This is a genomic window from Kitasatospora sp. NPDC033851, assembly GCF_055576085.1.
The window spans coordinates 22247-45230 of sequence record NZ_JBVIRL010000020.1 but is presented as its reverse complement, the minus strand read 5'-3'; the positions used below and the strand labels follow the sequence as shown (position 1 = coordinate 45230).

Genomic DNA, 22984 nt, shown 5'->3' with positions numbered 1-22984 from the left:
CGGTCGACTACGCTTTTGGGAGCTCCAGAGCGCCCATGGTCTGCCGGGTAGCGATGGCGGTGATGTGCTGGAACTGCTCCGGGGTGAGCTGGTCGAATTCGCGCAGAGCCCGGTAGCCTTCCTCGCCCAGGAGACTGCCGAGGAGGTAGTCCGTCGCGACTGCGTCGCCCTGGTCCTTGGCGAGGTGCATGTACTGCAGGGCGATGTTCATCCGCGGCCGTTTCGGGATGCAGTACTCGACGTCGTCGATGTAGAACAGCGGCACCCGCTCCTCATCCACCTGCGGACTTGTTGTGAGGCGTAGCACCCCGAAGTCAGACTCGGCCGGGCTTGCCGCGGGCGCGGGAGTGGGGCGGCGGGCGGCGGCTTTCTTACTGGCGGTGACCTTCGCGGCCATGGTCCCCCTTCAGGGCGGCAGGAACGGATCGGTTCAGCTCACGCCGTCTGGTCGACGATGTGGACCGGAGGGATGCTGCTGCTGACGTAGTACGCCGAGAAAGTGCAGTCGTAGGCCTGCTGGGTCTTCTTGTCGTACGACAGCTGCGCCTTGACCTGGCTGAGGACCTTGCGGACGATGACGCGGCGCAGTGCCGGCTGGCCGCTGGACAGCATCGGCGCCCAGCCGTCGATGATCAGGGCCGCGTAGCTGGGCTGCGTCGAGGCCGAGGTCACCGGGATGTCGAGCGTTGAGTAGCCGCTGTTGGTGGCCAGGGTGCCGATGTTGTTGAGCGCCGTCTGCAGGTTGCCGAGCGTCATCTCTGCGAGCTTGGCGGTCACCGTCATCTTCATGGCGGTCAGGCGGGCGCCGACCTCCATCGTGATCTGGTCGACCTGAAGTCCGGTGTACGTGTTGTCGACCTCCCACGTGACGCCGCCGTCGGTCCCGCCGACATCGGTCCACGGGGAGGACGGCGGGGTCGTGGGGCCGTTCGGAGTGACGGTGGAGTCGGCGGGCTCGGTCGAGCCGAATGGGGCGACGTAGAGTCGCGCCGGGCCGAGTACGAGATTTGCAGCGTTGACGGCGATGGGACTCATCCCCTTGGTTCAGGCGCCACTGCCGGGCGCGGGCATGAAAAAAGCCCGCACAGCGGGCCGGGGGGCGGTACTGCGGGACCGGGCTAGAAGACGCCGGCGTTCTGAAGCAGGGCGACACCGTTGACGCTCGCCGGGGTACCGAAGTCCACGTAGATCTGCCCGTTGGGCTGGTTCTCGTCCGACGGGAACGGCCCGACGATGTTGGTCGCGCTTGAGGTCAGCGACGCCGTGATGGCAGTGACGGACTGCCCCTCGATGGTCGTCCCGATGTTGACGATCACCGTGCTGGCGCCCGCGCCCATGGAGATGTGCAGGACCTCGCGTCCGGTGTTGACGAAGCTCACGCCGGTGTTGGCGCCGAGGGTGCCGGCGGTGAGGAGGGCAGTGAGGTTGAGGGGGGATGCCGCGCCGGTCTTCGGCTGGCTGGTCGCGGTCAGGGCGAGGCGGGCCATTAGGCGTCCTTCGTCTTGGAGGCGGTCGGCTTGACGGGAACAGGGTCGGCGGCGGGCTGCGGCGCGGACTCCCCGACCAGCAGGCCCTGAGCCCGGAGCACCGGGATCTCGTCGTCGGGGACCTCGACCAGGTCGTCGAAGAAGGTGGTGCGGACCAGAGGCATGGATTCCTCGCTCAGTAGAGGCGGTCGTTGACGGTCACCCACGACAGCGACAGATCGGCCTGGTAGTGGGCGTAGTCGCCTTGGTCGTCGTACAGGCGGCGGGGCGCGGTCGTCAGGTAGGCGGAGCGCACCGCCGCAGCCGGGTAGGCGACCCCGTTCGCGGTGATCTGCAAGGGCCGGGAGACGGCCCGCCGGTCCCAGGTGGCTCGGCGGATGGCGCCGGCCAGGGCTGCGGCCTGGTGCCACGGCGGTTTGTTGCTGCCCGGCACGGTGGCCCAGCAGTCGACCTGCAGCACAGGCCAGTTGACTGGCAGAAGCGGGTCAGGGTTGCCGCCAACCACCGCGACGGTGACGAACCCGGTGGCGACCCACGGGGCGAGGGAGCCGTCGGCGTTGACGTCCGGAGGCAGAGTCGTTCCGACCATGGCCGGGGTGAACCCTGGGATGGTGGCGATCCACTGCGCGCAGACGAGTTCGTCGGTGGCCTCCAGCGGAAGGGGAGTGGTCACCTCGCCTCCCTCGGTCAGTCGCCGCGCTGCTGGTATAGCGCGGGCCGCAGGAAAGGTCGCGGCCGGGTGCCCGGGTGGTGCACCTCTCGGACCGGGTGCGCGGCGCCTTCCCAGTACAGGGCCTGCTTGCCGTTGGGGCGGATGATGTGCGGGCCGGTGCCGAGCTCGACGTAGGCGGCGTAGGTGCGGCCCTCAGCTCCGCCAGTCGCGGACACGATGAGATCCTGGCCTTCCATGTGGTGCTCGATGCTGGCGGCGAGCGCCCCGGTGTGCTGGGGGCAGTAGCGGGCGGCGTCGGCTGCGATGGCCGGGCCGAGCCGCTCGACGAACAGCCGGCCCAGGGCGCTCGTCACTTCGTGTTCCCAGGCTCCGTCGATCTCAGCGTGCGCCATGGCAGCCTCCTCAGTCCGATGCGGCGGTGACGCCCGACCTCAGGCGCAGCGTCAGTGTCTTCGGCGGCGGGTAGTAGCCGATGCCGGGCTGCTCCTGAATGTTCTCGATCATGAAGTAGCGGCCGGTCGTCTCGTCCCGGATGGTGTCCGTGGTCCGTACATCGGCCCAGTTCGGCACGTTGCATGTGATCGAGCGGATGATCTGTTGCCGCTGGCTCGCCGAGTCGAAGGCCACCTGCTCGGTCTCCGCCAGCGCCGCCGGAACCCCCGTATAGAGGGGAACCCCGACGTCCGTCGCGTCGCCGTACGCGTTGACGGCCGTGCCGCGCATGATCGTGATCGTGCGGTTCCAGAACCGAAGGACCCCGGCGGTTCCGGAAGCACCCCCGCTGCCGAGGTTCGGCCGGCGGCGGGCCATCAGCCGACCCGCCGGTAGTCGTCGAGCAGCATCTCGACCTCGGTCGCCAGAGCCCCTGTTCCGCCTGCCAGCTGCCCTGACAGAGACTGAGCCGCAATGGCGTCGATTCCCTCCAGGGCCTCCACTGCGGCGGCGAGAACCGCGGCGTGAATCACGTTCGGCGGGAGTGCCGACACGACAGCCCCACTCGCGTGGTTCTGAGTCAGGGGCTGGGCGAGCTGAACGGTGCCCGGCCCGGTCTGCACCGCAGTTGCCGTGTTCGGAAGCACCACCGGGGCGGTGGCAGTCGCGCCGCTCACGGCAATCGTCTCCGTGGACGCCCCGTCGTAGCAAAACCCGGCCGTGCCATGCGCACCGCCCCAGCCCGTCACGTCGTCCACACTGATCGACATGGCGCCCGCGGCAGCAGGCGCGGTAAGGCCTGCGTGCGGCCAACCCGACGTATAGGACGTCTGCACCTGCCAGCCGCCCCGCCCCTGCCGCCAGTCGATCCAGCCCGGAGCCACGTCGATGGCACTGCCACCCGACGGGCCCGTCGCCGGAACCGGCCCGGCGAAGGCCGCTGAACTGCGGAGCCGGAACTGGCCGGCAGGCACCGGTGACCACACCGAAGGAAAGGTGCGCGCCGGTGACAAGAGCACCGCCCACACGTCCGACAGATGCCGGTGCCGCGCGACGACCGCGCCCATGCGGGTGTGCCGGTCCACCGAGACCCGCGGCCCGCCCGGACCGGCCTGCGTCTCCGTCACCACCGTCGCCCGCAGAGGCTGCCGGCAGTAGGTGTCCACGACGGCCGTGGCACTCCAGCACACCTGCTGAAGCTGAGCGAACTGCGACGAGGCATCAGCGGTCAAGGTCGGCATCACCTTCCAGCTGATCCCCGCCGGCTGCGCCAGCAGCATCCCCGGCGTGATGTACGGCGTAGCCACAGCCACTCACCCCCTGCTCGGATCGGTGCGCGACTGCGCGCTCGGCCTGATGAGGCGGCTACTCGGAGGACGGGTCCGGACGGCTCGCGGCGGCCTTCCGCCCGCGGGCGGCCTTCGCGGGAGCAGACTCCTCGGCCTGCCCGGCAGCGCCGGACTCCTGCCGCGCCGCGCTCACGGCCTGAGCCGCCTGCACCAGCTGCTGTACCGCGTCGAGGAGCGTCGCCGGGTCCTTGCGCCGCTCCATCTCCTCCGCGATCAGACGGTGCTGCCGAGCCACGTCCGTCTCCCAGGTCGGAAACGACTGCAGCTCCTCGGCGAGTTCCTCCGGCAGGTCGAACCCGCCGTGAACCGGGTCGGCCTCGATACGGCCATGGACGGGGTGTTCGAGCGCGGTCGCGCCCGTACGCGAGTAGAGGCGCATGCCTGCTCTCCTCGAAGGGTGATGGAGCGGATGAGGGCGGGTCAGCGGCCGAAAAGGCTGAAGCTGACCCCAGTGAAAGTCGGGCTGCCAGTCCCGGTGACCGTCCAGCGGATCCGGCCGTTGTAGGTGAGGCCGTAGCCGGTCGAGATGTTGCCCGCGACCGTGCCCGCGAATCCGAGGGCGGCGCCGGAGAACGATCGGGTTGAGCCGTCGTGGCTGCGGGCGTTGACGACCAGCAGGCCGTTCGACACCGACGAGACATCAATCAGGCCGCCGGTTGCACCGTTGACCTGGTTGGTGATGTTGGCCGTCACGCTGTCCGAGTTGCTGTTCAGCGTCAGCCCGTCAGCGCGGAAAAGCTCCTGTGTGGCAGTGAAGTTCGGCATAGGTACACCCGCACGGGCCGGCGGCATCTGGGCCTCCTTCTGTTTGTCGACGGTTGCAGAGTGGCCGGGAGTGCTTAGTTCCCGGCCACTACGAACCGCCCTCCTGTCATCAGTTCGGCAGGAAGGCCGTTGTCGGCTCTGCAACTGGCGTGGACGGACTGCAGGTCATCGCCGGGTGTCACGCGACATTCTGCAAAGACGCCATCGCCACGGGCGCGCGGTTCAGGAAGGCTCCGACACTGCGGATTTCGTACTCGCGCCTCGGGCCCCCGCCTGCGGTGTTGGCGATGCGGGAGACGCCGTAGTCAAACTGGGCGGTGTCGCGCAGGGCGCGGTACTCCAGGACGCTCTGGATGTTGGCCTGCGGGAACGGCACGCGGTCGGTGCGGGCGATGATCGTGCCCGGCGGGAGGGAGGTGTGGACCTCGATCGGGACCGTGACACCGCCCGCGGGGGCGTTGACGATCTCGCCGACGCGGCCACCGGCGGTGACGGAGACGCGGCCGGCGGAGTCGGTGTTGAGGTAGGTGGTCGCCGAGGACGAGCCGAGGATGAGGTTGGCGATCGACTGGGCCTGGACGGCGTTGACCATGATGGCGGTGGGCGAGCACTTGACCTGCTGCCAGAGCGGGAGGAAGAGCAGGTTCTCGATCTCGGTGATGCTGCCGCCGGTGAGTGTGAGGGCGGCGCCGTTGAGCGAGTTGTTGATGGAGGGGTTGGCGGTTCCGGTGCCGGGCTGTCCCCACTGGCCGGCGCCGTTGTAGTCGCCGGCGAGGCTGGCGAGGAAGCCGTCGTATTCGGCGGGGGCGGCGGAGCCGTTGTCGGCGGCGGCGTTGTAGGTGGGGGAGGCGTTGCTGGTGCCCTGCCAGGAGGTGGACAGGTCAGGGGCGGCGTTGAGGGTGGGGAGCGCCTGGTTCGCGTTGATGATCTTGGTCATGGTGACCGCGTTCACCGTGGTGGTCGAGTAGTAGTACCAGGTCGTCCCGTTGGCGGACTGGAACCAGTCGTAGCAGACCGCGCCGCGCACCGAACCGACCGTCGCCGAGACGGAGTTGGTGGAACCGGCACCAGTCGCGATGCTGGCGCTATTGCCCTGACTGTTGCCGTTGCCATAGTAGTAGCCGGTGCCGGTGCGGGCCGCGACACCGACGTACACGGTGGTGGTCGCGGCCATGGTGCCGCCCGTGGTCGAGGTGGCCAGCGTCGGCGCGGCGGGCCGGGCAAGCGGGAACGACTGGCCGCCCATGAGCTGCCGGTCGTCGCCGATCAGGACCTGGTTGAGAACCTGGAACGTGGAGATGGCGAACGGGTCGCCGTAGCCCTGCGCCAGGTCGTACGCGTCCTGGGTGACGAGGCCGGCGAACCCGGTGGGCTTGTAGCGGGCCTGGAAGTCCTGCTCCTGGAACACCACTTCGTTGGCGGCGTAGTCGAACCCCATGGCCGGGGACGGCTGGGAGTTGGTGAGGTTCATGATGGCCCGCCACACGGCGTACGGGTTGCCGTTGGGGCTCTGCACGCGGGCGACGATGTCGCGGAACGGGGTGACGACCGGGATGAGCGAGACGAGCTGGCTCAGGTCGTACGAGTAGATGCCGGTCGTGTTGAGGATTCCGCTGGTCTGCGCCTTGCTGATGGCGGCCAGCGTGTCCTCGGTCATGCTGCCGAGCGGTGTCAAGGGGTGCCTCCTGGGCATGCGAAAGCCCCCGGGGGCGCTGGGCGCTCGTCCGGAGGCTTGGGGGGTGTCTGGGTGCGGGTGGTTACCGCGGCTGGTGGATCGCCTGGAGCGCGGCGATGGCGGCGGCCTGCATGTCGTTGGCGGCGCGGTTCTGCTCGGCGGCGGTGCCCCGGTAGAGCACGCCCTTGAGTTCGCGGGCCTTGGCGACGTCGACGGCCGGGGGTGCGCCGTGGTCCTGGCCGCGCATGTGCTCGCGCGGCGGGGTCGCTCCGTTGGTGAAGATCTTCGGCTGGGCGGGCTGTTCCTCCAGCACCCCGATGCGGCCCTTGAGTGTCTCGACGAGTTCCGCCAGTTCCAGGACGGCATCGCCGGTCTTGGCGATCTTTTCGGCCTGGTCGGCGCTGTTCTTCGTCAGGACGTCTTCGACCGCAGCCAGGAGGCTGCTCTTGAACATGTCGGAGATGGTGTCGGTGTCGGTGGTCTTGGTGACGGTCTCGTCGTCGTCCGGCGGCGCGTCGGCGGGGGTGCCGGCGTCGGCTGCGGGCTGCGGTTCGAGGTCGGGGGTGTCGTCGTCGGCGGAGTCGTCCTCGGCGTCCGCGGTGTCGCCGGTGCCGGTGGCGTCGGGCTCGGCTTCGGAGTTGGCGACAGGGGTGACGTCGGCGGGGTCGACGATGCCGATGAGCCGCCCGGCCTGGTCGTAGACGACGACCACGGGCGGCTTCTCGCCGTCGGCCTTGGCCACCGGCTCGCCGGCGTGGGGCTCGGTGGTCTTCTCGACCTCGGCGGTGCCCATCGCGGGCTCCTCGCCGGCCGCTGCGGTGCGGTCCTCGGACGGGGTGGGCGTGGGCATGTCGGGCTCCTCGTGGGCGGTCTTGACGACCGGGGCTTCGGGCAGCGACGCCAGCACCTTCTGCAGGTGCTCGGTCGCGGTGCGGATCGCGGCCTCGTTCGCCGCGGAGAGGACGCGGCCGGCCTTGGCCACCTGGCCGAGGGCCTCGACGGTGTCGAGCGCGGCGGGTTCCAGCCCGGCGAGGGCTTTGCCGACGGTGGCCATGGCCTCGCCGGCCAGGTCTGCTGCGGCCTGCTCGCCGACGGCGAACGACGCGAGAGTGTCGATCACGTAGTCGAGGGCGCACTGGGCGTCCTGCAGGTCCCACGCGTCGTAGGCGTCGTCGGGGTCGGCACCGGCGGCTTCAAGCATCTCGCGTTCGGCGAGGACGCCGAGGGCGTTCTTGAGGCGGACCGCGATGCTCGTCCACTTCTGGGCGGTGGCCGCGTCGATCGCCTCCCAAGCGGGGGAGCCGGGGTCGTTGGGGTCGCCGGGCGCGTCGTCGTCGGGGGCCGCAAGGACCATCGTGGGGTCGAGGCCGTCCTCGGAGTCGTCGAGGTCGGCGCCGATGCCGGCGTCCTTGGCAACGTCGTCGCGGCGGCGTGCGCGCTGCGCGGCCTCGTGCATGAGCTTGGCGATGGCCCCGGGGCTGCCGGTCATCGTCACGGTCTCCTCCTGGGGCGTGGGCTCGGCGGTCTTGCCGATCAGGTCTCGCACGAAGCCGGGCGCCATGAGGCCCCGGCTGTCGGCGGCGTTCTTGGCGATGAGGAACCGCGTGCCGTTGGCGGCCTTGTCGACCAGGTCCACGCGGGGGATGGTCGCGTCACGCAGCTCGGTGAACTCGTCGTCAGCGGGTGTGGTCATCAGCTGCTCCTGTTGGGGATGCGCCGCGCCGTTCCCTGCGGCGAGAAACCGGTGATCCGGCCGGACTTGTAGAGGTGCCAGGCGGCTTCGTCGAGGACGGCGCCGACGAGCCAGTCACCGGCCTTCACCACGACGCCGTCGCCGAGGTCCCAGTCGGGGCCGCGCCACACGTACGACTCGACGACGGTGGCCGCGCCGGTCGTGCCGTCGATGTGGTTGAGGCCGACCTGGGAGCCGCCGTCCCGGAGGAAGCTCCACGCGGCTTTCTCCAGCTCCTCCGGGGTGAAGAAATCACGGCCGCCGTCGGCGCCCTTCTGAATCCGCGGGTCGGGTCCCGCCTGGTAGGCGATGCCGAGGACGTAGCGCTGCTCGGGCACGGGGACCTCCTAGGCGGGAAGGACGGCGCATCGGCACCGGGGGTGGGCCGGCGGGTAGGCGTCGCCGCTGGGATAGGTGCTGCCAAGCGGAAGCGTCCCGGCGGCGGCATTGGCTTCGCAGACCGGGCAGACACGGCCGTCTGGCTCGGTCTGCCAGCGGCCGTGCGCGACGCCGCTGCGCCGGTAGCCGTCGGCTGCTCCTGCCGCGATGGCCCGGGTCGTTTCGGTGACGGCTGCCGCGTAGGCGCGGTCGGGGTCGGCCAGGGCGGCGTGCATGGCGGCGCCAATGCTGTGCGGTGTGTCGCCGGCTGCGGTGCCGTCTGCGAGGGCCTTGGCCGCGTTATTGATGCGTGATGCGGTCAGGGCTGCGGCGGTGGCGCCGGCCCCGAGCGTGAGCATGGTGAGGGCCGGGCCGGTGCCGTGGTCCTCGATGCCGGCCTGTGCTGCGGGGGCGCCGCCGGGCTGCCAGCTGTTCAGGTTGCTGGTGGTGCCGGTGGTCACGGTCGCGGCGGATACCGCGCCGACGAGATAGGCGTCGGCGTAGAGGCCGGCGAGCGCGTCGGTGAGCGCGGGCCCGGGAGTGATGTCCTGGCTCGTGAGGTAGGTGGCGGCGGCCGCGGTCAGCGTCTGCCGGTCCGTGCGATTGCCGCCGTTGTTGGAGGCGAAGGCCTGGGCCAGTCGGGTTGCGGCCGTGACGGTGAGTGCGGTGCCGAGCGCGGCGGCGATCAGCGGCGCCCAGTAGCGGGCGGTGCGCTCATCGTGGTCCCAGCCGGGCCAGGCGTCGGGGCTTTTGGGTCCGCGTCACCGCCGTCGTCGGCCTTTTCTACGTCTGCGGGGCTGTCGAGGCCGAGTGCGGCGAGGACGCCGGGCAGGCCGTCCAGGAGCTCCGCCCGTACGGCTGGGTTCCCGGCGAGGAGGCAGGGGTCCCACCACGCGATGGCTTCGACCTGGTCGCCGTCGGGGTCGTCCGGGTTGGTGACCTGGCCGCGGCCTGTGCTGACCGGGACGGCGGTCTCGGAGTCGACGGTCCACACGGTGCCTTGGTAGATCCCGTCGCCGCTGGTCCACGTGCCGGTGAGTGTGCCCGGCGGGGGGATGTAGCCCGTTTCCTCGGCCCATTCGCGCCAGGCGCCCTGGAGGGGCGTCTCGTTGCCTTCCAGGTGGCCACCGGGCATCTCCCACATGCCAGCCGCGGGGTCGTCGGGGTCGAGTGCCCGCTGCAGCATGAGGACGCGACCGGTGTCGGCCGCCCGAACGGCGAGTCCGGCGACGGCGACCTCCCCCGTGGCCTTGCGGACGGCAAGGCGGCCTGCCTGGTTGAGGCGCCGGGCCTGTCGGGTGGTGACGTGCTGGAAGGTGAAGTCCCTCCAGCGGCCGTCGCGTCGGCGCGCCCGAGAGAAACGGTGGAAAGAGCCGAGCTCCCGCTTGACCAGCTGGTCCCGGTCCTCGTCCTCGTCGTCCGTGGTGCGGACGAGGTCGTAGCCGGTGATGCCGGTCGCCGAGGTGATGCCCGTGGTGGGCCCGGTCTGGGCGCCGCCGTCCTTGGCGACCTCGGTGTTGTGGACCATCGCGTTGTACCGGGTCTGGTACGCGTCCTCGGCGGCGGCCGCGGCCGCCTGGTCGGTGGTGCCCGCGGCCGGCACGGCGCCGGGCGGGGGTACGTACGGCTGGTCGAGGACCGGCTGGTCCTTGGCGGGGCCGAACGTCTCCGGGTCGACCCGCCCTGCGACCCCGTCGATGGCGAGCAGGGGGATCGGCCCGACGCGCGGGGTGGAGTAGAAACGCGGGGTGGGCCGGGTGGGGTCGCCGGGTAGGCCAAGGAGGGCCTCGCGGCCTTCGTCGACAGAGGCCATACCGGTCTCGATGTAGACCTGCCAGGCCTGCGCGAGCTGCAGCCTGTCTTCCTTTTCCTGGCCGGTGTCGAACGTGAAGCAGACCGGCAGGCCGAGGTCGTTCTGGAGGAAGTCGGTCAGTACGGAGGTGATGTGGGCGATCAGCGGCAGGTCGCCGACGCGGTGCTGCACGTCACCCTGCGACTCGGACGAGGACAGGTTGGCGGTTTCGGTGAACCCAAGGTCGGTGGGGACGACGTGGTACGCCGCGCAGGTCTTGCGCATCAAGAACAGCGAGAACGTGTCGGAGAAATCCTTCTCGTTGCTCCAAGTGATGCCGCTGCCGCCGGGCATCCATCGAATCTGATGTTTGGCGGCCTGGTCACCGAGCATCATGGCGTCCCAGACGGTCTGCCATTCTTCGATCTGGTCGGGGCTCCAGGTCTCCGGTGCGGACGCGAACGCTTCCGGCACGTTGCCTTCGGTGAACCGTCCCAGAAAGTGGGCCTGGAACCGCAGGTCGGTGTTGGCGTTGAGCAACACGGTCTCCAGCGGAGCGGTGCCGTACGGGCTGTTGGCGCGCGGCCGGAACGGCTCGTAGATGAGGTCGTCCCGGGTGAGCCAGTTCCAGGGGAGGCCCTGCACGTACTGGACGTATCCCTCGGCGGGCGGCTCGGGGATGTTGCCCCAGTAGTCGAGCAGCGGGGCGATGGTGGTGCCGTCGACGACCCGCAGGCCGATCGCGTCGCCGCGCCGGTTCCGAAGCCGGTACAGGGTGCCCGCGTCGTACGCCAAAACGTCGTACAACCACTTGGCGAGCCAGTTCGCGAACGGCGTCTGCCGGTCCGGCTTGGCGAGGACGGCCATGCCCTGCGCGATGGCCGCGGCGGCGTCGCCATGGAATCCGGGCGCCGGGGTCAGCGACCAGTCGAGGGCACGGATGGAATCGATGCGGTGCCAGATGCAGGCCTGGGCGACGTCGTACGCCTCGATCAGGCCGCGCAGGGTGTGGAAGGCGACGCGCTCGTTGATGCGGGGCCGGGCGGCGATGTTGACGCCAGCCGGGAAGTCCCTGGAACGGGGCTGCCGCGAGTAGCCGTCGAACGGCATCTGGGGGGTGCCCGGCGCGAACGGCGTCCGCATGGTCATCTGGGCGGCCTGCTCGGCCGCGACGATCTCCGCAGGCACGCGGGTGCCGGGGCCGAAGACCTTGGCGATGCGGTCCCGGATGCCCACGCTGCCTCCCATCTCAGGGTTGGCGTTGTCTGCGGAGGGCTGCGTCGCGGGCCTGCTTGCGTGCGAGGGCCGGGTCGTCGGGCGCCGCGCCGGGTTTGGGGTTGTCCGGCACGTCCGCCGGGGCTGCTTCGGCGGCCTTGCGGCGGCCGTAGGAGAGCCAGGCGTGCGCGTCGAGGCCGCTGCCGCTGTAGAACGCCAGGAGCAGGGCGTCGGCGTTGTCGGGGGAGCGGCCGATCCGCTTCTTCGTCTCGGCTTTCGGCTCCACCACGATCCGGCCGGCCGCGTCAGTGGAGTACTTGGGTGCGGTCAACTGGGAGACGAGCCGCTCCCTGTCGTCCGGGCCGAGTTCGGACAGGTCCCAGCCGCGGTCCTCGGACAGCTGCCGGCCGACCTGCCACCAGATCTGCGAACGCAGCCGGGCGAACTTCGCGGGCTCGCTGCTGGCTTCGGACACGTTCACGCCGATGATCTCCGCGTCGTGTTCGCCCTGCGCGCGGCGCTCCCGCAGGGTTCCGACGATGCCCCAGCCGATGCCGATGCTGTCGACCTTGACCCTGGTGGCCTTCGACTCGCGGATCGCCGCGACGATCAGGTGCACGACCTTGGTGGGGTCCTTCTCGCGGCTGCGCCACTCGCGGCCGACACGGATGCCGCGGCGCTCGCGAATGACGGTCTCGTCGCCGCCCGCGCCGAGGTCGACGCCGAGCTCGACGGGGGCGAGACCGGTGTACCTGAGCGGCTCTTCGGGCGGCAGACCGCAGGCGCGGATCGCGGAGAGCCGCACAACGCCGTCCTCGGCGTCCGACGGGAACTCGCCGAGAACCTTGGAGATGTAGGTCGGGGACTGGGCGCCGAACTCGGCACGCATGTCGGCCTCGTAGGCGTGCGAGACGAGCATCGGCTGCAGCTCGGCCGGCACTGCCTCGCCCGTGAAGTTCGGAGTGTCGAACGCCGAGATGCGGATGACGTTCCAACGGCCGGTGTTGGCGCAGACCCGGGCGAACTGGGAACCCGGGTCGTCGGGGTTGCCGATCGCGAGGATGCGGCAGTGCTCGCCGGTGGCGATGGCGTTCGCGGCGGTCCAGAACTGCTTGTTGATGCCGCAGGCCTCGTCGAGGATGACAAGAACGTATTTGGCGTGGATGCCCTGGAAGGCGTGCGGGTTGTAGTCGCTCGGCTTACGGCCGAACGCAATGAGCCGCTTCCCGAGCTTCCAGTCGGTCTCGTTGATCCGGCCGGGCAGTGGGGTGCCGCGGGCGGCGGCGGTGGAGAACGCCGCATTGATCTCGGACCACAGGATGGCCTTGACCTGGTCGCCGGTTGGGGCGGTAGTGACAACGCGGGCCTCACCGGCGGGGTGGGTGTCGAGCCACCAGGCGGTGAGCCGGGAGGCAACGAACGACTTGCCGACGCCGTGACACGACTGGACGGCGGTCATGCGATGGTCCCGGACCGAGCCCGCAATCTCCACCTGCTTCGACCACAGGTGCTCGCCGAGCTTCTCCCGCGCCCACAGCGCCGGGTCCGCGGCGTACTCGTCGACCCGCGCACGAGCTGCGCCGTCTTCTTCGAGTCGCCGGGCGGCGAGAGCGAGAGGGTCGGCCCGCACCTGCCACCCCCTCGCGGCCTACACGGAGCGCAGGTGGCGGGCCGCGACGGTCTTGGCCTCCGCAGCCTGAACGCCGCTGACGCCGAGGTGCGCGAGGACGGCGTCGATCGCGCTCAGGACCCGGTCGGCCTGCGCCTCGGAGATCGCGGCGAGCCGTGCCTCGATGTCGAGACGGGCAATGGAGGACAGGACGGTGTTCGCCCGGTCCATGGCCCGCTCGTACAGCTGCACTTCGGCGCGTAGCTGTTCGGCGCCGGCGTGTCCTTCGTAGCGGATCTCGTCGCCGATGCGGTTGACGAGGACGGCGGTGGCTTTTTGCCACGAGACGACCTGGCCGGCGAGCTGCATCAGGGCGGTGAGGGGGTCATCGACGGGCTGGACGTCGAGTTCGGCGAGCACGGCCCGAACCTCCCGCTCGGCGATTTCGTGGGCGGCTTTCAGCTTCTGCCCGGGGGTCTTGCCGCCATGCAGCTTGCACCGCCCGGTCCCGGAGTGGTCGGTGCCCCACCCGGCGGGGAGCCCGCACTGCTCCGCAGACTCCTCCTGCCGGGTCTTCGCGCCGCAGACCGGCCCGTTGCCCCTGGCCACGGTCAGACCTGCGCGCTCGGGGTCTCGGGCTGCACCGCGCCCTTGACGTCGGCGGCAGCCTCAGCCGCGAGCGCCTCGGCGTCCTGGACGGCCTCGCTGCCGAGGGCCTGGGCGTCGGTCTTGATCTCGGTGATGACGGGGTCGGCGTCGGTCGTCACCTGGCGTACGTCGGTGGCGGCTTCGCCGGCCAGGGCGGTCTCGTCGTCGTGCAGGTGGGCCCACAGCTTGTGCGCGTCGTCGGCGAGGTGATGGCCTTCGGCCTGGAGTCGGGCGGCGATGGCGCGGGCGGCGTCGGCGATGGACACGGGCTACTCCTTGAGGGCGGGTCAGAGCGGGGCGAGGCCGGGAACGAGCGGCTGGATGGTGGTAAACCAGGCGCGAGCCATCTGGAGATAGCCGGCATCGGTCGGGTGGACGCCGTCAATCGTCCATCGGCCGGGTGGCGGCGCGCTGCCGGGCTGGGTGGCGTCGACTTCCCAGCGGGCCGTGGTGGTGTGCGTGTGGTCGGACAGGACGACCCGGCCGGTCGACGTACGGGCGTTCACGGCCTGCGTGATGACGGCGTTGGCCTGCTGCTCACTGGCGAGGATGCCGGTGTTCTGCTGGCTGAGGGCGACGAGGGCGCAGGCGACCTTGACGGTGGGGCTGGACGCGAGGATCTGGTCGATCAGCGCGCCGTAGGTGGTGGCGGTGAACGCGCTCGTGAAGTTGCTGTCGTTCGTGCCGATGTTGATCAGCACCAGGTCGGGGCTGTTCGCGGCCAGCGCGGCACCGATGTTGGCTTTGAGGTCGGCGAGGTACCAGCCGCCATGCGCGCAGAGCGACATGACCGGGGCGACGCGCTGCCGGGCGATGAGGTCGGCCAGCCAGCCGCGCCAGCCCTGGCCATCGGTCGAGCCGAAGCCAACGGTGATGGAGTCGCCGCACGCCATGACCCGGACCTGAGTGGCGGGGGCCGGCAGGAGCTGGTTGCGGAGCAGGTTCAGGTTGTCGCGCGTGTCGATGGCGAGCCTGGCGTCCTGCTGCATGACCTCCAGGAGGTTGAACCGGGACGCGGAGACGTCCCAGCCGCCAACCTGGCTGCTGTTCTCAACGAACCCGGTGTCGGTGGCGCCGAACGCGCCGCTGGTGGCTGTGGCGGCGCTGTAGCCGATGGGGGCGGTCACCGTGGCGCTCCTTCGGGTGAGGGCGGGTGCGTGGGCGGGCGTCAGCGCGGCCGCTTGTCCGGGATGAACTCGGCGGTGACGGGGGCGGTGACGCGGTTGGTGGGCCGGGCTCGACAGGTGGGGCCTTGGTGCCACCACCGTTGTTCGCCGAGCCAGGCGCGGGCGCCGCAGCGTGAGCAGGTGCCGGGGATCGGCGTCCAGGCGGCGGGGAGGGTGAAGGGGGCGTCGAGGGCGCGCTGCGGGCTGGCCGTCACGAATTGGCCTCTGTGAGGGTGCGGGCGATCGCGATCCAGGAGTCCGCGAGGCGTTCGAGGCGCTCCATCAGCGGCAGGTTCGTTTCGAGCTCGGCGTGGAGGAGCAGTCTTGCGGCGTGGCCGAGGGCTGACTCGAAGGTGACGGGGTCCGCGGCTGGCATGGGCGTGTGGGTGTCTTCCGTGGCGATGTGCACCTCCCGGGGTTGGGTGCTCGCGGCCTGGCGGGAAGCGGTGGTGCCAGGCCGCGAGCTGGGGCCCGCCGCCCTCAGGGCGGGCCGTCCCCACCGGCCAGCTCGCGCGGGCGGCACGCAGCGGGGAGCTTTGGGGTTCAGGCCGCTCGGCGGCCTTCGGGGAGGGTGGGAACGGCCCCGGGGCCGTCTTCGGTGGCAGGCGACAGCTCGCGAAGGTCGTAGCGAGTGCCTCGCGGCGTCTCGTGCCGGCTGATCCGGCCCTCACTGGCCCAGCGCCAGATCGTGCCGACGGGCCGGCCGGTCCACAGGCTGGCTTCCTTGGCGGTGACGAGTATGGGGTCCACCTGCTGCACCGCCCCGCTGGAACGCGAAAAGGACCGCCCGGTGTAGGGCGGCCCTTTCGACAGATGTTCTAGTTGATCAGATAGTCGCTTCGGTCCGACGGGTTGTCAAGCCGCGACAGGCATGTCGATGCCGCGGATTGTCGCGCCGAGCTTCAGCCACTCGGCTCGGCCCCATCTCGCGCCGCAGCCTCGGCACTTGATCTCCATGGCCCACGGGGACACCTTCAGCCGTTCGCCGCACGCCGGCCCGCCGTCCTCCGTCTGGGCCGGGCAGCAGCCGACCGGCACCCGCACCTCCCACTGGCCGGTGACCGTCGATTCAGCCTGCGAGTAGAGGCTGCCGATCAGTCGCAGGTCTGCGCCGACGTCCGCGTACTGCTCGCAGGCCCACGGCAGGTTGTTGGTCAGCATGGTGACGCAGCCAGCGAGGCTGGATTCGTAGTCGCCGCGGTGGGGGAGCTGCTCCCAGTCGAGGTGGATGCGCCAGCGCTGCTCGCAGCCGAGGAGGAGGGAGACGATGCCGCCGGGGCCACGAAGGTCGAGCGGGGTGAGGGCGGCTCCGAGCGGGGCGCTCCCGGGGGATCCGGTGACGCGACCAGTGTTGCTGGCTTGGGTTGTGGGGGTGAGCTTGTCGCCGAGGTTCCGGTAGAGGCTTGGCATTGCGCGGAGTTGGGTGGTGGCGCGGTCTTCGCAGGCGTAGCAGGCGAGTCGGTGGAGTTCGTTGCAGCGGAGGAGGCGCGGGCAGTGCGCGCACCGGGTGTCGACTTCGGGTTCTTCGGGCGCGGGCATGCTGGTCCTCCCGGGGCGGCGGGGTGATCAGACCAGTGTGGCACCAATCCGGAATCTGTCACCCCGGCGCTGGGTTCAGGCCGCTGGCGCTCACTCGGGCCGGTAGTCGAGGCGGTCGCGAAGGAACGCCACCAGGTCGGCGGTCATTGCTCAGTACTCGGTCGGGTAGTCGAAGGGCCGAAGCGCCTCGGTAACTGCCGCATGCAGTGTGGTCGGGGGCGTGGTGACCGTGATCTCGGGGTTGAGTTTCGTGACGATGGCCTCGCCAAGCGACCGCAGCAGGTCGGCCTTCATGAACTCCTGGTACTGCTCGTCCTGGCTCCACATCTCAACGCTGGCGTGGACCCGCGCTTGGATCCGTTGGCCGTTAACCTCGACGGTGGTCGTCAGGAGCACCATGCTGGGCGGAAGCTCGCGGTTGCTGCTGTCCATGCACTCATCCTCTCGCGCGGATGCCCGCCCCGGGTAGCACCGGGGCGGGCGTTGCAGCTACTTCGTCCAGGGCCAGTCCGCGTTCCGGCCGGCGTCCAAGAGCGGGATCAGGGCGAACGCAGAGTCCGTCAGGCCGCCCAGCGCGTGCCGGTTACCTGACCCTGACGGCATGGCGCCCGCCTTGTAGCCGGCCATGTTCCACATGTACACGGGCACGCTCGCGGGGATCAGGTCGTCGATGGCAGTCTCCCTGGCGCCGCCGTAGCCGTGCATGTTCGACGGAAGGAAACCCGGCTGGGTCTGCTCGTCGGTGACGATGACCACCCGGTCGTGCCCGCGGTAGTGCTTGGTGACTGCCGACGGGATGTCCGTGCCGCCGTCCTGCCCGAAGTCCTCCATCAGCCGCAGCACACTCCCGCCCTGCGGCACCGCGATCTCCCGGCTCGACCCGCCGAACTCCACCAACGTGGGCTCGGCGGCGCGCAGTGCGAGCGCGGACCCGAACAGGGCTGCCTGCTCGGCCAGAGCGATATCCGACTTGTTCGGGGTGGAGTATCCGTAGCCGGGGAACATCGACGGCGACCGGTCGACGAGGATCAGCGTCCGCCCCTGCAACGAAGGCACATTGGCCAGCGACGCCGACAGCGCCTTCTCCAGCGCATGACCCCACCGCAGCGACTGGACATGCTTGTGTGCGGCCCAGAACCGGAACGGGAACTGACGTGAACGGGCGACCTCCGCCGGGTCTGCGAGCCTGGCTGCGACCTGTTCCGCGACCTCGTCGGACACGCCAGCCTGGTCGAAGTTCCGCAGGTTCCGCAGCAGGGCCATGTAGCCCATGGACGGGATGACGGACTCCCATTCGGTGGCGCCGAGCGGCCCCTGCAGCCATCCCGCGAGGGACTCCCACGTCATGCCAGCGTCCTTCAGGGCCAGCTGCGCCCCGGAGGTCTTCAGGTAGGTGCGGCGATCGTCGGCCGGGATGGTGTCGAGGAACGCGCGGGCGTGCAGCGTCGTCAGCGTCTCGGGGATCGGGTTGTCGCGGTTGTGGCGGCGGTCGATGGCGTGCTTGAACAGGTCGCCCTGGCGGGCCGCCTTCGGGCTGGGGTGGGTGAGTTCGAGGACGTCACCGAAACGGAAGCCCTTCGAGGGACTGTCGTACTTGAGGAGCGCCCGCTCGGTGTACAGCTGCCCGACGGCGTCCTCGATGCCGCGCTTGACCGGCTTGGGCACGTTGCGGCCGAACCGGCTGGTCCAGTAGGCGAGGAGTTCACCAGGCTCGTCGGCACGCTGCAGGACCGAGGCGATGACGGCCCGGTTGGTGGAGGTGCTGTACGACAGGGCGTCGCCTTCCCATCGGCCGGAGCGGTCGTGGGTCTCGTGCTGGCGGGGCACGCGGCTGCCGGCCGCGGCGAGACGGGCATGGACGTACTCGGCGGCTCCGACGAGGGACGCGGTACGCAGGTTCGCCTCGGAGCGCAGCCAGCGCAGGAGGCTGGCGGTCCAGTCGGGGTCTTCGACGGCGAGCTTGCGGACGAGGCTGCGGTAGCGGTCGTCGCGCTCACCGGCCTTCTCGTAGAAGGTGTCGGTGCTGACGGTGTTTGCGACGGCGAGAAGGAAAAGGTCGCTGCGGTCGTCGCGGAGGTGGCCGGTGGCGCCTTCGGCTGTGCGGGTCGTCACGCCGGTGGTGGTGACGGGTGATGTGGCAGCCGGGCGGGTGCCGCGGGTGTTGAACCTGGACATGAAGAAACCCCTCACTGTGGAGGGGAGGCTTCAGCAGCGGGGTGCCCGAGATCGAGGGCGGATACGGCGACAAGGCGTCCTGGGCCGCTAGACGACACCAGCTTTGCGGCTGGCGACGGGATTCGAACCCGCGTCTCCCTCTTGACAGGAGAAGTAGCCGTGTCCTGCGCACCGGGCACCCCGATGCTGTGCCTCCCGAGATCAATGCGAAGCGCGGCGTTGATTCAACCCATGAAGTAGCCGCACTTCTGCGCACCGGGAGGTGCATGAAGTTGTTGCGCCGATCGTACTCCGCAAGGCTGACTTGTCACCCTATTTGGGCGCCTCGCCGGATGTTGCGTCAGTTCGACTGTGCTGCAGGCAGCGAGTACTGCTTGACGGTGCCGACCTTCTCCGCCACGACGCCGTGCTGCACCCACACATCGAGCGCCCGCCGAACCGTGTCCCGCGACCCGAATTGGCCGTGGTCGACCAGGTCTTGCTTCGTGGCGTGGCCCTGGTCCTCGCACAGCTGGCAGAAGACCTTGTAGAGGCCAGGCCACTCCTCGCGGCCAACGGGCTGGCCATCGGGGTAGCGCAGGAGGCAGTGGACCGCAGGCACTGGACGGGGGTTGGGGGGAGCGGTTGGTGTGTGGGTGGCGATGAAGTCGGCGACTGGGCCCTCCAAGGTGAACCACTCCGTCCTGGTGACCCGCACGTCGGCGAATCGCCGGTGTAGGGCCTTCTCCAGATCCATGCCGCCGCGAAGCAAGAGCAGGACGTCGTCCTCACGGAGGGACAGAGCGCTGATCCGCTCCTTGAGATTCGTCGAGTAGCCGATCTTCACCCGGGACCCATTCGAGAGAAAATAGACGACTCCGGGGTGGCGACCATGCAGGAACGCCTCCGAGGTCACGACCACAGCGCTGGCGATGAGCTGGTCATCGCCGGCGCGGGACGGCGGGACCGCTTTTGCTGCGATGAAGGTCTGCGTTGCCTGGTGTACGACATCGGCCAGGTGGCGCCGGCACAGCGGGACCGGCTTCACGATCACCGGTCCGGATGTGCACCGGACGCCACGGTCGGCCGCAAGGCAGTCGAGGCCAATCATGATCACGCCGCCTTCAGGTGACTCACAACAGCGAAGATCTTGGAGCGGTCCTCCGCCACGCCGACCTCGACCACCCAGCCGCGCGCCTTCCACGTCTGGACGGGATCCGAGATCGCCGTCCGGGTGTTCAGCCCAGTCAACCCGTCGGCGAGAAGTCCGTTGATGGTGACGCCGGACGCGCCGCGCCGGTCGATCGCCTGCCACAGCTCGACTCGGTTGTCCGGAATCCGGGTGCCGTCCGGGTACGCGGGTACTGACTTGAGGAACCGGCCGCCCGGGCCGCCGTTGGGCGGAGTGGGGCGCATGCCGGTCTTCGGGTGCAGCCTGGCCGTGGCCAGGATCTGCGCGTCCGAGATCCAGTAGCAGCGGCCCTCGCGGGGCCTCTTATGCATCTTGTTGGAGATCATCAGCTTCCCGGGCTTGTCCAGGTCGTCGAGCGTCCAGCCGGCGCCGTAGGAGCCGGGTCCGAGGATCAGGTTGACGGTGATCGGCTCGTTCACACCAAGGCCGATCCGCGTGCCGTACTGCTGCCGGGCATCGGTGCCCTGGCCCCCGAAGGCCTTCTCCGACGGGGACTGGGTGGCCGCGATGATGCGGATGCCCATGGCGCGGGCAACCTGGTTCAGGGAGAGCAGTTCCTTCACCAGATCGGGGGCCTGGCGGAACAGCTCGGCCAGTTCGTCGATGATCAGGTACCAGAACGGGCCGTGTCCCCACTCGGCGGAGTCCGCCGGAGCCTCTGGGTCGCCAGCGACCCACTTGCGCACCCGCGCGCCGTCCGGGCCGGTGAGCGTCGAAAGGTACTTCCCGCGTCGGATCATCTCCGCCTTGACCGTCGAGAAGACCTCGGCCGCTTGGTCGGCGTCCTCGGCGAGCATCATCATCGTGCTCTCCCATGGGCCGAGTTCCAGCGCGCCCGGCTTCATGTCGATGCCGAGGACCAGCGCGTCAGAGCAGGCCGCAAGGTTTCCGAGGATGGCGTTCTCGACGCCGGACTTGCCAGCGTCGGTGGCGCCACCGATCAGGATGTGGTCCTTCATCAGGTCGAGAAGGATCTCCTCGCCGTCCTCGAAGAGACCGAGCGACATCGGGTCCTTCACGGTGGTGATGGAGGGACCCGGCCAAGGGATCGGGTCCGCGAGCGCGTCGTGCAGGTCGACCTTTACGAGCAGCTGGTTGCCGCTCGGACCCGTGCTGAGCCGAAGGCGACCGGACAGGCCCATGTTGTTGGACAGCTGCTCGCGCTGCGCCTTGACGGTGGCAGGACTGGTGCTGCGCCCGGCTGGCAGGGTGACGAGCGCGGACCAGCCGTTGGCATCGGCGGTGTAGTTGTCCACTGCCAAGGGTGCGATGCCGAGCGCTGCCAGGGCGTCGCGGAGGTTCTGGGTGTCGCGGGTGCCAGCCGGGCTGTCTGCCAGTGCCGGGCCCTCCGGGGCTGCCAGTGCGGCGCTGCCAGTGCCAGGGGTGACGACTGCCATCATGGTGGCCTCAGTGCCGGCGGGGGCTGCCGCCACAGCGGTGGGGGAAGCCGCGGGTGCCAGTTTGCGGCGGCGGTCTAGCAGCCACGGCCAGTAGAGGGTGTAGCTGCCGATGGCTGCCACGGCGGTGGCTACGAGCCCGGTGGCACCGGGGCCGACGACGGCATTGATGCCGGCCTCCGCTACCGCGGCGGCGGCCGTGCCGGTGCCGACGGCGAGCTTGGCGTGGCCTTTCTGGAGGGCCCAGCCGGTCGCGCTGCCGAGCGCGAGGGTGCCGAGGGTGTAGGCGAGGCCGGCGCCGGGGGTGACGCCGGCGATGTGCTGTGCCCAGGCGAGTCCGGTGACGGTGACGTGCGCACCGGCGGGGGCGATCTCGTACCGGCGGCGGGTGCACCAGGTGCACAGGCGCGCGATGGTGGAGGGGGCTTGGCCTGCGGGTTCAGCCTTGACGGGACGCGACGTGACGCGGCCCCGCACGGCCGTCTGCGGGCCGTTCTCGGCGATTTCGGCTCGGATGGTCGACGTCACGTCACTGTCCTTAGGAAGCGGCCCGGAGGGGCTTTTCGAGGTCGGTGTGACCCGCCTTGATGGCGGCGGTGCGGAGCTGCTGGGCGCGGGAGCGGCCGACGCCGAGTTCGTCGGCGAGGGCTTGGTCGGAGGGGTTGCGGCCAAGGCGTTCGCGGAGCTTCCGGAAGGTGTCGGCCACCTCGTCGAGGTCGCGCTGCTCGCTACTGGCGGGGGCCTTGCTGGCAGCGGGGCGCGGCTTGCTGGCGGGCGCCGCCGAGGTGCTGGCAGCGGGGGTGTCTGCGTTGGCAGCGGTGTCGGTCTCGCTGGCAGTGGCAGTGACGCACACCGACGCCGCAGTGGCACTGGCAGTCTCGGCGGGCTCTGGCAGTGGTCGGGCACTGGCAGTGGCAGCGGGGGTGGCAGCCGTGGTGCTGGCACTGGCAACCGGGGGAGTGGCAGTGCTGGAAGGTGCCAGGGCGGGCCTGGCGGCGCCAGGGGTGGCAGCCTTGCGGGGGGTGGCAGGGCGGCTGGCAACGCCGGACTCGTAGCGGCTTGCCAGGGTGTCCCGTACGGGGATGCCAAGCCGGGATGCCAGTCGGAGGGCGAGGATCTCCCGCTTGTCGGCTGCCTTCTTCCACCCTCGTCCGTGGCGGACCTTGAGTGTGGTCCGCAGCATCATGGCCTGCCGCTCGATCTCGATGACCTCGGCGTAGGAGCGGATCCCCCACAGGCGCATGCGCCGCCAGATCCGGTAGGTCGGCCATGGGGCGTGGAGCCAGCGCGAAGCCGGAGGGTTCTCGTAGTGGGCGTCGGCGTGGAGGTTGGCGAGGCGGCCGACGGCGTGGCGGGCTGCCTCGACGACGATGGCGAAGAGGGCGGGGATGGCGGCGTGCATGGCGACGGCGAGATTGTCGCCCCAGGCGGCCGCGGCGTTGAAGGAGATCGTGGCGCCGGTGAGAACCCACGCGGCTTGGCGCAGCAGGGGGTAGGGGATTCGCACCCAGGTGAGGACCAGGTCGAGGGCGAGGAGTACCACGATGCCCGCGTCGATGCCGATGGGAAACCACTTGGCGAAGTCACCGAAGTGCTTGTCCGCAGCGAGCTTGGCAACGGCCTGGTACGAGCCAGCGAAGCCGATGCCGGCGATGGTGACAGCCCCGGCGGCGACGGTGCCGATGAGTCCGCGCTGTGCGCGGTTGAGGACGAGTCGGGGCGCCTCGGCCGGGGCGGCCGGCTGGTCGGTGGTGGCGGTCACGGCTGGGCTCCTGTTCGGG

Annotated in this window: 28 protein-coding genes; all 28 read right to left on the bottom strand. The window is 70.1% G+C overall.

Annotation, left to right across the window (positions count from 1 at the left end):
- Nucleotides 1-7: 7 nt before the first annotated feature.
- Nucleotides 8-280, bottom strand: a complete 273-nt coding sequence (locus ACZ51D_RS31190; protein ID WP_465664159.1) for a hypothetical protein — start codon at nt 278-280, stop codon at nt 8-10.
- A gap of 155 nt (nt 281-435) precedes the next feature.
- Nucleotides 436-1035 carry a hypothetical protein gene (locus tag ACZ51D_RS31185; protein ID WP_465664158.1) on the bottom strand — a complete coding sequence of 200 codons (600 nt, stop codon included), beginning with the start codon at nt 1033-1035 and terminating at the stop codon, nt 436-438.
- An 83-nt stretch (nt 1036-1118) separates the two neighbouring features.
- Complete coding sequence (locus ACZ51D_RS31180; RefSeq protein WP_360251427.1) at nt 1119-1487, bottom strand: hypothetical protein; 369 nt, start codon at nt 1485-1487, stop codon at nt 1119-1121.
- On the bottom strand, nt 1487-1651 hold the full coding sequence (locus ACZ51D_RS31175; RefSeq protein WP_465664157.1) for a hypothetical protein: 165 nt from the start codon (nt 1649-1651) through the stop codon (nt 1487-1489). The genes ACZ51D_RS31180 and ACZ51D_RS31175 overlap by 1 nt, the downstream gene beginning before the upstream one ends.
- A gap of 11 nt (nt 1652-1662) precedes the next feature.
- Complete coding sequence (locus tag ACZ51D_RS31170; protein ID WP_465664156.1) at nt 1663-2160, bottom strand: hypothetical protein; 498 nt, start codon at nt 2158-2160, stop codon at nt 1663-1665.
- 14 nt (nt 2161-2174) lie between these two features.
- Complete coding sequence (locus ACZ51D_RS31165) at nt 2175-2552, bottom strand: hypothetical protein (protein WP_465664155.1); 378 nt, start codon at nt 2550-2552, stop codon at nt 2175-2177.
- Nucleotides 2553-2562: 10 nt separating this feature from the next.
- Nucleotides 2563-2883: a hypothetical protein gene (locus tag ACZ51D_RS31160; RefSeq protein WP_465664154.1), complete on the bottom strand. Its 321-nt coding sequence runs from the start codon at nt 2881-2883 to the stop codon at nt 2563-2565.
- Between the two features lie 86 nt (nt 2884-2969).
- Complete coding sequence (locus ACZ51D_RS31155) at nt 2970-3872, bottom strand: hypothetical protein (RefSeq protein ID WP_465664153.1); 903 nt, start codon at nt 3870-3872, stop codon at nt 2970-2972.
- An 85-nt stretch (nt 3873-3957) separates the two neighbouring features.
- The gene (locus ACZ51D_RS31150) at nt 3958-4320 is read right to left on the bottom strand and encodes a hypothetical protein (RefSeq protein ID WP_465664152.1); all 363 of its coding nucleotides are present in this window, start codon (nt 4318-4320) and stop codon (nt 3958-3960) included.
- 41 nt (nt 4321-4361) lie between these two features.
- Nucleotides 4362-4706 (bottom strand): hypothetical protein, encoded by a 345-nt coding sequence (locus tag ACZ51D_RS31145; protein ID WP_465664151.1) that lies wholly within the window; start codon nt 4704-4706, stop codon nt 4362-4364.
- Between the two features lie 178 nt (nt 4707-4884).
- Nucleotides 4885-6363 (bottom strand): hypothetical protein, encoded by a 1479-nt coding sequence (locus tag ACZ51D_RS31140; RefSeq protein ID WP_465664150.1) that lies wholly within the window; start codon nt 6361-6363, stop codon nt 4885-4887.
- Nucleotides 6364-6463: 100 nt separating this feature from the next.
- Nucleotides 6464-8074 carry a hypothetical protein gene (locus tag ACZ51D_RS31135; protein WP_465664149.1) on the bottom strand — a complete coding sequence of 537 codons (1611 nt, stop codon included), beginning with the start codon at nt 8072-8074 and terminating at the stop codon, nt 6464-6466.
- The gene (locus ACZ51D_RS31130; RefSeq protein ID WP_465664148.1) at nt 8074-8451 is read right to left on the bottom strand and encodes an XkdF-like putative serine protease domain-containing protein; all 378 of its coding nucleotides are present in this window, start codon (nt 8449-8451) and stop codon (nt 8074-8076) included. Before ACZ51D_RS31130 ends, ACZ51D_RS31135 begins: the two co-directional genes overlap by 1 nt.
- Nucleotides 8452-8460: 9 nt before the next feature.
- The gene (locus tag ACZ51D_RS31125) at nt 8461-8952 is read right to left on the bottom strand and encodes a phage minor head protein (protein WP_465664147.1); all 492 of its coding nucleotides are present in this window, start codon (nt 8950-8952) and stop codon (nt 8461-8463) included.
- Nucleotides 8953-9176: 224 nt separating this feature from the next.
- Nucleotides 9177-11519 (bottom strand): phage portal protein, encoded by a 2343-nt coding sequence (locus ACZ51D_RS31120; protein ID WP_465664146.1) that lies wholly within the window; start codon nt 11517-11519, stop codon nt 9177-9179.
- Between the two features lie 13 nt (nt 11520-11532).
- Nucleotides 11533-13128, bottom strand: coding sequence for a hypothetical protein (locus tag ACZ51D_RS31115; RefSeq protein ID WP_465664145.1), 1596 nt, complete (start codon nt 13126-13128; stop codon nt 11533-11535).
- Between the two features lie 18 nt (nt 13129-13146).
- Nucleotides 13147-13716: a hypothetical protein gene (locus tag ACZ51D_RS31110; protein ID WP_465664144.1), complete on the bottom strand. Its 570-nt coding sequence runs from the start codon at nt 13714-13716 to the stop codon at nt 13147-13149.
- 2 nt (nt 13717-13718) lie between these two features.
- Nucleotides 13719-14021, bottom strand: a complete 303-nt coding sequence (locus tag ACZ51D_RS31105; protein WP_465664143.1) for a hypothetical protein — start codon at nt 14019-14021, stop codon at nt 13719-13721.
- A gap of 21 nt (nt 14022-14042) precedes the next feature.
- Nucleotides 14043-14882 carry an SGNH/GDSL hydrolase family protein gene (locus ACZ51D_RS31100; protein ID WP_465664142.1) on the bottom strand — a complete coding sequence of 280 codons (840 nt, stop codon included), beginning with the start codon at nt 14880-14882 and terminating at the stop codon, nt 14043-14045.
- A 41-nt stretch (nt 14883-14923) separates the two neighbouring features.
- Nucleotides 14924-15136, bottom strand: coding sequence for a hypothetical protein (locus tag ACZ51D_RS31095; protein ID WP_360251480.1), 213 nt, complete (start codon nt 15134-15136; stop codon nt 14924-14926).
- The gene (locus ACZ51D_RS31090; protein WP_465664141.1) at nt 15133-15297 is read right to left on the bottom strand and encodes a hypothetical protein; all 165 of its coding nucleotides are present in this window, start codon (nt 15295-15297) and stop codon (nt 15133-15135) included. Before ACZ51D_RS31090 ends, ACZ51D_RS31095 begins: the two co-directional genes overlap by 4 nt.
- 167 nt (nt 15298-15464) lie before the next feature.
- Nucleotides 15465-15680, bottom strand: a complete 216-nt coding sequence (locus ACZ51D_RS31085; RefSeq protein ID WP_465664140.1) for a helix-turn-helix domain-containing protein — start codon at nt 15678-15680, stop codon at nt 15465-15467.
- 96 nt (nt 15681-15776) lie between these two features.
- Nucleotides 15777-16460 (bottom strand): hypothetical protein, encoded by a 684-nt coding sequence (locus ACZ51D_RS31080; protein WP_465664139.1) that lies wholly within the window; start codon nt 16458-16460, stop codon nt 15777-15779.
- Between the two features lie 150 nt (nt 16461-16610).
- Complete coding sequence (locus ACZ51D_RS31075) at nt 16611-16892, bottom strand: hypothetical protein (RefSeq protein WP_465664138.1); 282 nt, start codon at nt 16890-16892, stop codon at nt 16611-16613.
- 57 nt (nt 16893-16949) lie between these two features.
- Nucleotides 16950-18635, bottom strand: a complete 1686-nt coding sequence (locus tag ACZ51D_RS31070; RefSeq protein ID WP_465664137.1) for a TROVE domain-containing protein — start codon at nt 18633-18635, stop codon at nt 16950-16952.
- A gap of 340 nt (nt 18636-18975) precedes the next feature.
- Nucleotides 18976-19725, bottom strand: coding sequence for a GIY-YIG nuclease family protein (locus ACZ51D_RS31065; protein WP_465664136.1), 750 nt, complete (start codon nt 19723-19725; stop codon nt 18976-18978).
- A 2-nt stretch (nt 19726-19727) separates the two neighbouring features.
- A complete protein-coding gene (locus ACZ51D_RS31060; RefSeq protein ID WP_465664135.1) occupies nt 19728-21731 on the bottom strand; it encodes an FtsK/SpoIIIE domain-containing protein in 2004 nt (667 codons plus the stop codon).
- Nucleotides 21732-21741: 10 nt separating this feature from the next.
- A complete protein-coding gene (locus ACZ51D_RS31055; protein ID WP_465664134.1) occupies nt 21742-22965 on the bottom strand; it encodes a DUF2637 domain-containing protein in 1224 nt (407 codons plus the stop codon).
- Between the last annotated feature and the right edge of the window lie 19 nt (nt 22966-22984).